The following is an 8,511-nucleotide window of genomic DNA, read 5'->3' as shown; positions in this document are numbered from 1 at the left end:
GCCGCGGCTTTTGGTCGAACACCGCGTTGGCCTGCCCCGATAGGCTGTAGAGCGTGTCGACCTTCTCGCGCTGTGCCATGCTCGTGTCGGTCGTTGTTGAAGCCGACTGCGTGCTCGCGCCCGATGCAGTGGTATCGCGTTTGGAGCGATTCGACGCGAACGTGGCACCGGTTTGCTTCGCGTTGGTCTGGCGCGATGTCGCGGGGCTTCCCTCTCTCAACTCCGTCAGCGATTGCAACTGACCCGTCACGGCATCGCGTCGATCCTGTTTCGAAGTACTGCCCGAATCCTTGACCTCCGGCCCGGCGACTTGATGCTGCGGCAGCGGAGGCTGTCCCGTGATGTGGCGTACGACCATGTGATGTTCTCCAATAACGTGAGCCGAAGTGCTTTCCATGCGCCTGCTGGCGAGTCGGTCATGCAGTTCGTTACGTTATCGACAGGAGTCTCGTGCGCACAATCTGACCAGTCAGATTGTAGTTGCTGCATCATGCTTACGATTCGTGTTCGTTTGATCTGTGGCGCACGGGATGTCGAGATGAGTACGACGAACGCAAACGTCTACCGTGAGATTCTCAACTCGCCTTGAACACGTAAATTCTGACACCTCTCACGCCAAATATCGGACAAGTCCCATGCACAATTGGACACGTCATATCGGCAAATTTTTTCATATCCCTACAATTCTTTCACAGGAGTCGACGCAATTGATTCGATGGAATGTCATCCAATGCACTCCTGAATATCTACCCCATTTGAGCAGCACTTGCGCATTGGGGAAATGCACTTTCAACCTTTATCTTACATTCGTATGAAGACAAAACTCTATCTGGCAATCGCGTTTCCCACGCTGCTCACCTGCAGCGCAGCCGCCTTTGCGCAAACGTCTGCGACCCTCGTCGTCAATGGCACGATCACGCCGCCTGCGTGCGAAATCTCGATCCCAAGCGGCAGCATCGTCGATTTCGAGTCGCGCTCGTTCAGCGAACTGAACGTTGACGGCACCAAGATCAATCCAAAAGACGTCGCTATGAACATCAGCTGCGACGCACCGACCCGTGTCGGCCTCTCCATCACCGACGACAAGGCCGCGACGAAGATCGCCAAGGCCGATGTTGCCAGCAATCGATGGGCCCATACCACGCCCAACGACAGCTACGTCTTCGGCCTCGGCACGACCGGCAACTCAGCCGAAGGCGGCATCAAGATCGGCGGCCTCATGCTCGGTTTCGCCGGCGGTACTGTCAATATCGAGACCGCAGGCGGTTCAGCGGAAGCTGGTGTGATCTACACCACCGACCACACCACCACTGGCAACTGGTCGTCCGATACGACGCTCAAGCAGTACTTCTCCCCATCCCAGACCTATTCCTGGGCCACGAGCGGCACCTTCACTCCCACGCCGGTCACAAACGTCGATGGCAACATTTCGATTACTCCGACCATCGCCAAGTCCGTGACGCTCCCGACTACCGACAAGATTGAGTTCGACGGCAGCATCACGTTCAATTTGGTCTACCTCTGATCATCAGGAATAAATACGAACATGAAATTTCATCAATTCATCGCACCGGCCGCCGCGCTCGCACTGCTCGGCGTCACCGGTTCCGCCATGGCCCAACAAACCTCCGCCACGATCGAAGTCCGCGGTGAAATTACCCCGCCGGCATGCAACATCGGCTTCGACGGCAACGGCGAACTCACGTTCACACGCGCGTTCAATGCGCTCGACGCAGGCGGGACCAAGCTGGAATCTCAGAATATTGGCATGAACGTCAGCTGCGAAGCGCCGACCCGCGTCGCCGTGAAGCTCACTGACGCAAAGGCCGCCTCGAAGATCGCCTACAGCGACGTCTTGTCTTCGGCATGGGTCGACGTAACGGCGGCCAGTAACTGGTCTGGCTCGATCTTTGGCCTCGGCACGACGCCGGACGGCGAAAACAATCCACAGAAGATCGGTGGTTTTATGATCCAGGTGCCTAGCGGTGACGCAACCGTCGATAACCAGCCAGGCAAAATGGCGGGGCTGCAGGCCAACGATACGCTGTATTATTCCGGCCAGCCTTTTAGAGATTCGACGCTAGCGACCGAGAACGACGGTATCAGGAACGGCTACACCTTCTATACGGGCGGTTGGCGAAGCAGCGGGACGGTTCCGGTCGCCTTTGAGACTGCCTCCACTACGCTGACGGTCACGCCGACCATCGCCAAGCCGGCAAATCTGCCGGCCGGCGATGAAATCCAACTCGACGGTCAGGTGAACTTCGAACTGCGCTATCTGTAATGCGATCCTGCGGCATGTGTCGATTGGCACATGCCGCCCTTCACTGCTTTTCGTTTTTCACCTCGATCAAATAGCTGATTGAATGAATTCCGCCGGTCATCAATCTCCCTATTGATTATTTTTCTCACCACAAAAGACGGAAAAATAAAATCCAAGCTGAACTCAGCAATTCATGATGCATCTCAAATAATTCATCCGACCCCGCGAATCCAGCTCGGATTCGATCGCCTCACTCCCCCTCGACACCAGACAAATCTCAAACGCCAACGACCTCGTCCATCGAAAGATCAGACGTATTGTCGAATCGGATCAACTCCCATTTTTCCTTACTGCCCCGAGTGTTTCAAACACATTGCAGCGGCCTCAGTATCATAACGAGCCTATAAAGGGTACGAACAAAATAACCCTATTCCTTCAAATTCGGACTAATCCGATCATGCACAAGATCTAGTCAGATCGTCATTTTCACGCGCGCCAATAAAATTGGCACATCAACACAAAACGACATTTTGATCTAGATCGACGCCGAATCAATCGATTATTAAATATACCGAATCCCCCACTCTCCACAGGAACATCGAAAATGAAATCGCTGAATAAATTCAAATGGATTGCCCCCTTCTCCTTGGCGGCTTCGGCAATGGTCGGCTTGACGCAGGCTCACGCGGGCGGACCGCTTCCCGAAACGTCAGTCGTGCTCGTTCGCGAATCGGAAGGCGGCGGCAGCATCAAGATCACGAACACCGAGCCGACGCCGATCCTGCTGATGACGACGATCGAGAACATCCCCGAGGACGAGGAAAAGCTCGTGCTTGCGACGCCGCCTGTTGCACGCGTCGAACCCGGCGAGACGCAGCTCGTGCGCTTCATCATGACTGGCTCGGCACCGCTCGACAAGGAACGGCTGAAGCGCGTGACGTTCGAGGGCATTCCGGAAGTCAGCAAGAGCGGCAACACGGTGCGGATGACAGTTCGCCAGAACCTTCCGATGCTGATCCTGCCGAAGGGCGGCAAGTCCGAACGCGCACCGTGGACCAAGCTGACCGCCCACGTCGAAGGCGGCGAACTCGAATTGCGCAACCCGAGCAACCATGTGGTCCGTCTCGATCAAACCGTCAACGTGATGCCGGGCGACTACTCGGTGACGCTGCCGAAGTCGTACCTCCTGCCCGGCGAGTCCGTTCGAGCGGCCGCCAAGGCGTCCCTAGATCTCTCCCAGGCAATGACGGTCCGGATCTACCCGGCCACCGTCTATGGATACATGGTCAACGACCACGATCTGTCGATTCGTTAATAGGCCCATTTACGCCGGTCCCGCCACCCCGCCGTGCCTCGTGCTCGTCAACCATTCGCACCATCATGTCCGACATTCGCACCGATCATCAGCCACGCCCGCCCGCGCTCACCCGCTGCTCCGCCCTCGTGGTGGCGGCATTCGGCGCGATCGGCAGTGTCGATGCCGCGGAGTCGACGTTCGATCCGGACGTGCTACGCGCCCGCGGCATCGATCCCGCCATCGCCGAGCGCTTCAAGTCGTCTGCCCGCTTCATGGGCGCCAACACGCCGATCGATCTCGTCGTGAACGGGCGCAAGATCGGCCGGGTTAACGCGACGTTCGACGACGACGGCCGCCTGTGCATGGACGCCGCGTTCCTTCAGGCGGCACGCCTGAAGCCAGTCGACTCCGCGCCGGATACCGGCGCGGTCGACGTGGCCGCCGAGACCGCGCGCGCGGTCTCGCCCGCATGCCGCGCATTCGTCGACACCTATCCGACAACGATCGTGCGTCTGAATCCAGCACAGCAGACAATCAACATCGTCTCGCCGCCGGAAGCGCAGGCGGCGCGCGAAGCGCAAGCGCGCGAATTCAGCCAGCACGGCGCCGCTGGCATCCTGAACTACAGAATGCTCGCGACCCACAATCGCTACGCGAGCGGCGCGAGCCAGTTCGTGCAAGCTTCGACCGAAGCCGGCTTCAACTACAACGGCTGGATCGTGCGCTCCCAGGATTATTTCTCGGCACGCAACGGCATCCAGCAATGGGATCACCTGACCGCCTACGCGCAACGCACGTTCGACCGCTACGGGTCAGTCGTCCAGTTCGGCCAGATCAACACGCAAGGCGAGATCGTCGGCGGCGTGCCGCTCGACGGCATCCAGTTCTTCCCGGAACAGGCGCTCGCGCCGCAAACCACAGGGCAATCGCTGATCCAGGGCATCGCAAACTCGCAGGCGCGCGTCGAGATTCGTCAGAACGGCATTCTGATTCATTCGACCGTCGTCCCCCCGGGTCCGTTTACGTTGTCGGACGTGCAGTTGACGTCGACCACGCGCGACGTAACGGTCACCGTCATCGAAACCGACAACTCCCAGCATCAGTTCGTCGTGCCAGCAGCCGCGCTGCAGCAGGTCAATATCGAACCGCCGACCGGCCCGAGCTTCGCGATCGGCAAGGTGCGTGGGATCGAGGGCGACACCGATGGGCAAATCTGGCTCGCGAGCGCGACCTACGGCCTGCCGCTCGGCAAACAGGCAAACCTGACCGGTGCGGCGACGCTCTCGAACGGCTACCGCGCGGTCGGCGGCCGAATCGATACGCTGCCGTGGTCAGGCGCAAGCTTGAGTGCGCAGGTGACGGCCGCCGACGACCGGCGCGTCGGTGAACGCGGCATCCAGACCATGATGCTGGGGTCGGTGCAATTGCCGTGGGATTTCTCGCTGAATGCGTCCGAGACACGCCGCACGCCGGGTTATCGGGACGTGCTCGAAACGGTCGGGCGCCCGTCCGGCCGGGGAAATGCGGCTGTCGACGACTGGCCGTGGCTTGACACGCGACCGCAGCTCCAACGCTCGCTCGGTATGACATGGTCGAATACGAAGTTCGGCGCGATCGGCGTCAGCTACAGCAGTTCGTCGACGTTCAGCGGATCGGACTCGAAGCGATTGTTCGTGTCGTGGGGGCGACAGTTCGGCCCCGTCAGCCTGTCCGTGTCGCTCGACCGCGACATGGGCTCCAGCGAACGAAGCCGCACGGGCACCAGCGTATTCACCACCGCCACGTTTCCGCTGGGACGCAACAGCAATTCGCTCTACGCGAGTCGTGCGGACAAACGCCAAAGCTTCGGGGTCCGCACAAGCGCGGCAATCAACGACTACTCGAACTACTCGCTGTCGGCGGGTTACGACGACCGCAGCAAGCAGCCGGCATTCAGCGGCAGCCTGAACGTCACGCCACGCTACACGCAGCTCGCGTTCAGTTCGAGTGTATCCGGCAACAGTTCGTCGTTCTCGGCGCAAGCGTCGGGCGGCGCGGTACTGCACGGCCATGGCGTGACGTTCTCGCCGTACCCGGTCCGCGACACGTTCGGCATCATCCGTGTCGGCGACCTCTCGGGCGTCGGCCTTAACACGCCGGCCGGCCAGGTCTGGACCGATAGCGCGGGCCGTGCGGTAATCGCATCGCTGCCCGCGTACGGCACCGGCAGGATCGAGGTCGCAACCAAGACCCTCGCCCGCAACGTCGATCTCGTCAACGGCTACCAGCCGGTAACGTCGGGGCGCGGCGGTGTCAGCGACGTCGCATTCGCCGTGGTCAAGGTCCGTCGCGCGCTGCTGACAGCCCGGGACGACAACGGCAGCCACCTACCGCGGGGCGCGTCGGTCAATGACGAGGACGGCAATTTCGTCACGCTCGTCGGCGATGACGGCGCCGTTTTCCTGCCGGACGTCGGCATCGACGCTCCTCCCATACTGATCGTCCGCGACGCGATCGGCAACGAGTGCTCGCTGGACTTCGCGTTGCCGGACAAGCCGGATGCTAACGCCCCCTATGAACGCTCGGACGCTCAATGTCGAGCAGTCGCTGCCCGTTGAAGGAATCACGATGAAGCTCCGAACCCTCTACCAATCCATTCCCGCGCTGGTCGCGCTGGCCGCCATCGGCGCGTCGCTTGCCGACGCGAACGCACAGCCTCCGTTCCCACCCCGGGTGGAACCCATCGGATACGATCAGTTCCGCCCGCTGCCGATAGCACCGCCCGTGCAACGCAAATGTGAAGTGTCGATCGGCCAGGGGCGCGTCGAATACGGCCAGCATTCCGCCGGCGAACTGAGGCCAGTCGGCAAGCGACAGCTGAGCTTCGGCAAGCGCACGCTCCCGCTCGCCGTTACCTGCCCGGTCCCCGCCACCGTCTCTCTTTCGCTGCGAGGACGCGCGAATACGAACGGCGACCTCGCGTTCGGCACGCTGGGCACTACACGACTGACACTCGGCGACGCGACGCTCGACGGGCGCAAAGTCCAGTTGCATACGAACAGGGGAACTGCGCCGCCTGCTGATGCTGTCGCTTTTTTGGCTGGGCATCCGGTCACGATCGCCCCCTCGCAGGGTATCGACGCGCGCGGGCGGACCTTGCTCGCGACGCTGACCATCGAATCGGCACTTCCCGTCGGCGCCGCGAAGATCACTGATCTCGCTGACCTAAGTTCGGACGCGGTCATCGAGGTGACTGAACACTGACCGTCGGGGCCCAATCTGATGTCTATGAATCACGCGAACGATGGATGAGTCTCTCATGCACCAACTTTCGAACTCGTCCCGATCACCTTTCACCGCAGTCCGATTTCATCGCGATATTCCGCTCGCTAGACTGCTCCTCATTCATTTAAACGAGCGGCGTGCCGCTCACTCTGATCACGAATACGAGCGCAAACCGAGCAACATCCCAACTATGACGCATCGATTTGTGGGACTTCACTTATTTTCGATCCGTCATAGTCATGCAGCACACGCATATTTCTCATTCAAGCAGTCGTCGCTCCACTTCTGGTAAGCGAGCCGATCGGCACCGCACGTTCACACGTCGAATCCTACTGGCACCCGTCGTTATTCTAGCTCTCTGCAGTACGTTTGCCTTGTCCGGATGCGGCACTCACACCACTATCCCTCCTCACCCATCCCATCCTTTGGGGCAATGGATGTTCGGGAACCTCCACCTTGCGGAATCGAGGTCCGCTGTTACACGGCTCCCGTCAGCGATGAGATGGGCCGAGTATCAATCGAATCGATCGATCGATCTTCTCGTTCCAGCGCACGAACTTGATGCCATTCGCACGCGACGACTGTCGGATCACCTCCGTTCGTTCACGGCATATGACTTCAGCATCGCTCCCGCCAATGTATCCGTTACGTTAACTCGATCATTAGTTCGCGAGCACCCGCGGAAGCTGGACCTTCAGAAAACGAAACAGATCGAACCTCGTGTCTATGCATTGGCTTCAATCACTGGCCCCATTGCCCGTCGCTACCAGGTTGATCACGCGTTGTTGATGGCCATCATCCATGTGGAATCACGAGGCGATCCACGTGCGGTCTCATATCGCGGCGCGAGAGGATTGATGCAAATCATGCCCCGCACGGGCGCGCACTATGGTGCACGGGATCTCTTCGATCAACAACAGAACATCACGGCCGGCGCACGCTATCTTCGCGAGTTGACGATCGAGTATGGCGGGCGCCTCGACTTGGTTATTGCCGCTTATAACGCGGGCAGCAGCACAATCAAAAAATATGGCGGCCGCGTGCCTCCATATCCTGAAACTCAGAAGTACGTTTACAAGGTCACATCCTATCGCGACGCATATCAAGCGTTGTTGAGTTGAATCTTAATTTTATTTATCTCATTGTCAGGTGCCGGATATGCCAGTTTCAAACTCGAATGCGATTCTGATCAGAATCGCATGGCTCAAAAAAAATGACTATCACGTGTTTCGCGTGCTATTGAGGCACGGTTTGCCACCGACTTACGAAGCCTGGGAACGGCGCACAAAGACCATGATCACGCGTATCACGCGGCAAGGAGGGAACGTGGTCAAGGTGGGAGTCGCGCCTGAGGAATTTGTCGTGTGGTGTGGGCATCAACATCGCGATGTAAGCTGGATTTCGCTGCAGCTGTTTATCGATACTCGAATCGGCGAAGATATCCGCAATTTCGTCTGTGAGATGGATCAAGAGCAAGATACTGAGGCTGACAAACCCGGGTAAAGCCGCGCGAACTGGGTCATCGCGCTCTCCAAGCGCGCCGGGAACCGACCTATTTGGCAATGACGTTCACAGTTTGACGTCCTCCCCCGCCTAAAGACCTGGGTTTTAAAGTCTCTAACAAAATGATTGTTTGGGGGCTGTTAACCCGCCGCGCGTTTTGTTAACCTCTTCGTTGTTTCGCTGA

The 8,511-nt window shown here is 59.1% G+C and carries 8 protein-coding genes; 7 read left to right on the top strand and 1 reads right to left on the bottom strand.

Translation table 11 applies throughout. From position 1 onward, the window contains the following. On the bottom strand, positions 1–358 hold a 358-nt coding region (locus BCO18175_RS40215), incomplete at its 3' end, for a hypothetical protein (RefSeq protein WP_174989354.1). Positions 359–811: 453 nt separating this feature from the next. On the opposite strand from BCO18175_RS40215, the gene BCO18175_RS40210 reads away from it, so the two are divergent. The 7 genes from BCO18175_RS40210 (at position 812) to BCO18175_RS40185 (ending at position 8,327) form a co-directional block, all read left to right on the top strand. Further along, entirely contained in the window at positions 812–1,525 is a 714-nt protein-coding gene (locus BCO18175_RS40210) for a DUF1120 domain-containing protein (protein ID WP_174989353.1), read from the top strand. A 21-nt stretch (positions 1,526–1,546) separates the two neighbouring features. Beyond that, positions 1,547–2,284, top strand: a complete 738-nt coding sequence (locus BCO18175_RS40205) for a DUF1120 domain-containing protein (protein ID WP_174989351.1) — start codon at positions 1,547–1,549, stop codon at positions 2,282–2,284. A 583-nt stretch (positions 2,285–2,867) separates the two neighbouring features. Continuing rightward, positions 2,868–3,578 (top strand): fimbria/pilus chaperone family protein, encoded by a 711-nt coding sequence (locus BCO18175_RS40795; protein ID WP_368040730.1) that lies wholly within the window; start codon positions 2,868–2,870, stop codon positions 3,576–3,578. A gap of 65 nt (positions 3,579–3,643) precedes the next feature. Further along, positions 3,644–6,157 carry a fimbria/pilus outer membrane usher protein gene (locus BCO18175_RS40200; protein WP_254608258.1) on the top strand — a complete coding sequence of 838 codons (2,514 nt, stop codon included), beginning with the start codon at positions 3,644–3,646 and terminating at the stop codon, positions 6,155–6,157. A 10-nt stretch (positions 6,158–6,167) separates the two neighbouring features. Next, entirely contained in the window at positions 6,168–6,803 is a 636-nt protein-coding gene (locus BCO18175_RS40195; RefSeq protein ID WP_174989339.1) for a hypothetical protein, read from the top strand. Positions 6,804–7,321: 518 nt separating this feature from the next. After that, positions 7,322–7,945, top strand: a complete 624-nt coding sequence (locus BCO18175_RS40190; RefSeq protein WP_254608257.1) for a lytic transglycosylase domain-containing protein — start codon at positions 7,322–7,324, stop codon at positions 7,943–7,945. Between the two features lie 37 nt (positions 7,946–7,982). Further along, the gene (locus tag BCO18175_RS40185; RefSeq protein WP_174989335.1) at positions 7,983–8,327 is read left to right on the top strand and encodes a hypothetical protein; all 345 of its coding nucleotides are present in this window, start codon (positions 7,983–7,985) and stop codon (positions 8,325–8,327) included. Positions 8,328–8,511: the final 184 nt, after the last annotated feature.

It is taken from the genome of Burkholderia lata, from assembly GCF_902499335.1.
Taxonomy (GTDB): domain Bacteria; phylum Pseudomonadota; class Gammaproteobacteria; order Burkholderiales; family Burkholderiaceae; genus Burkholderia; species Burkholderia lata_B.
This window is presented reverse-complemented; position numbering and strand designations above follow the sequence as displayed.

Coding starts and splice junctions, on each gene's coding strand:
- BCO18175_RS40190 (WP_254608257.1), top strand. CDS start 7,322: ATGAGATGGGCCGAGTATCAATCGAATCGATCGATCGATCTTCTCGTT.
- BCO18175_RS40185 (WP_174989335.1), top strand. CDS start 7,983: ATGCCAGTTTCAAACTCGAATGCGATTCTGATCAGAATCGCATGGCTC.
- BCO18175_RS40205 (WP_174989351.1), top strand. CDS start 1,547: ATGAAATTTCATCAATTCATCGCACCGGCCGCCGCGCTCGCACTGCTC.
- BCO18175_RS40795 (WP_368040730.1), top strand. CDS start 2,868: ATGAAATCGCTGAATAAATTCAAATGGATTGCCCCCTTCTCCTTGGCG.
- BCO18175_RS40210 (WP_174989353.1), top strand. CDS start 812: ATGAAGACAAAACTCTATCTGGCAATCGCGTTTCCCACGCTGCTCACC.
- BCO18175_RS40200 (WP_254608258.1), top strand. CDS start 3,644: ATGTCCGACATTCGCACCGATCATCAGCCACGCCCGCCCGCGCTCACC.
- BCO18175_RS40195 (WP_174989339.1), top strand. CDS start 6,168: ATGAAGCTCCGAACCCTCTACCAATCCATTCCCGCGCTGGTCGCGCTG.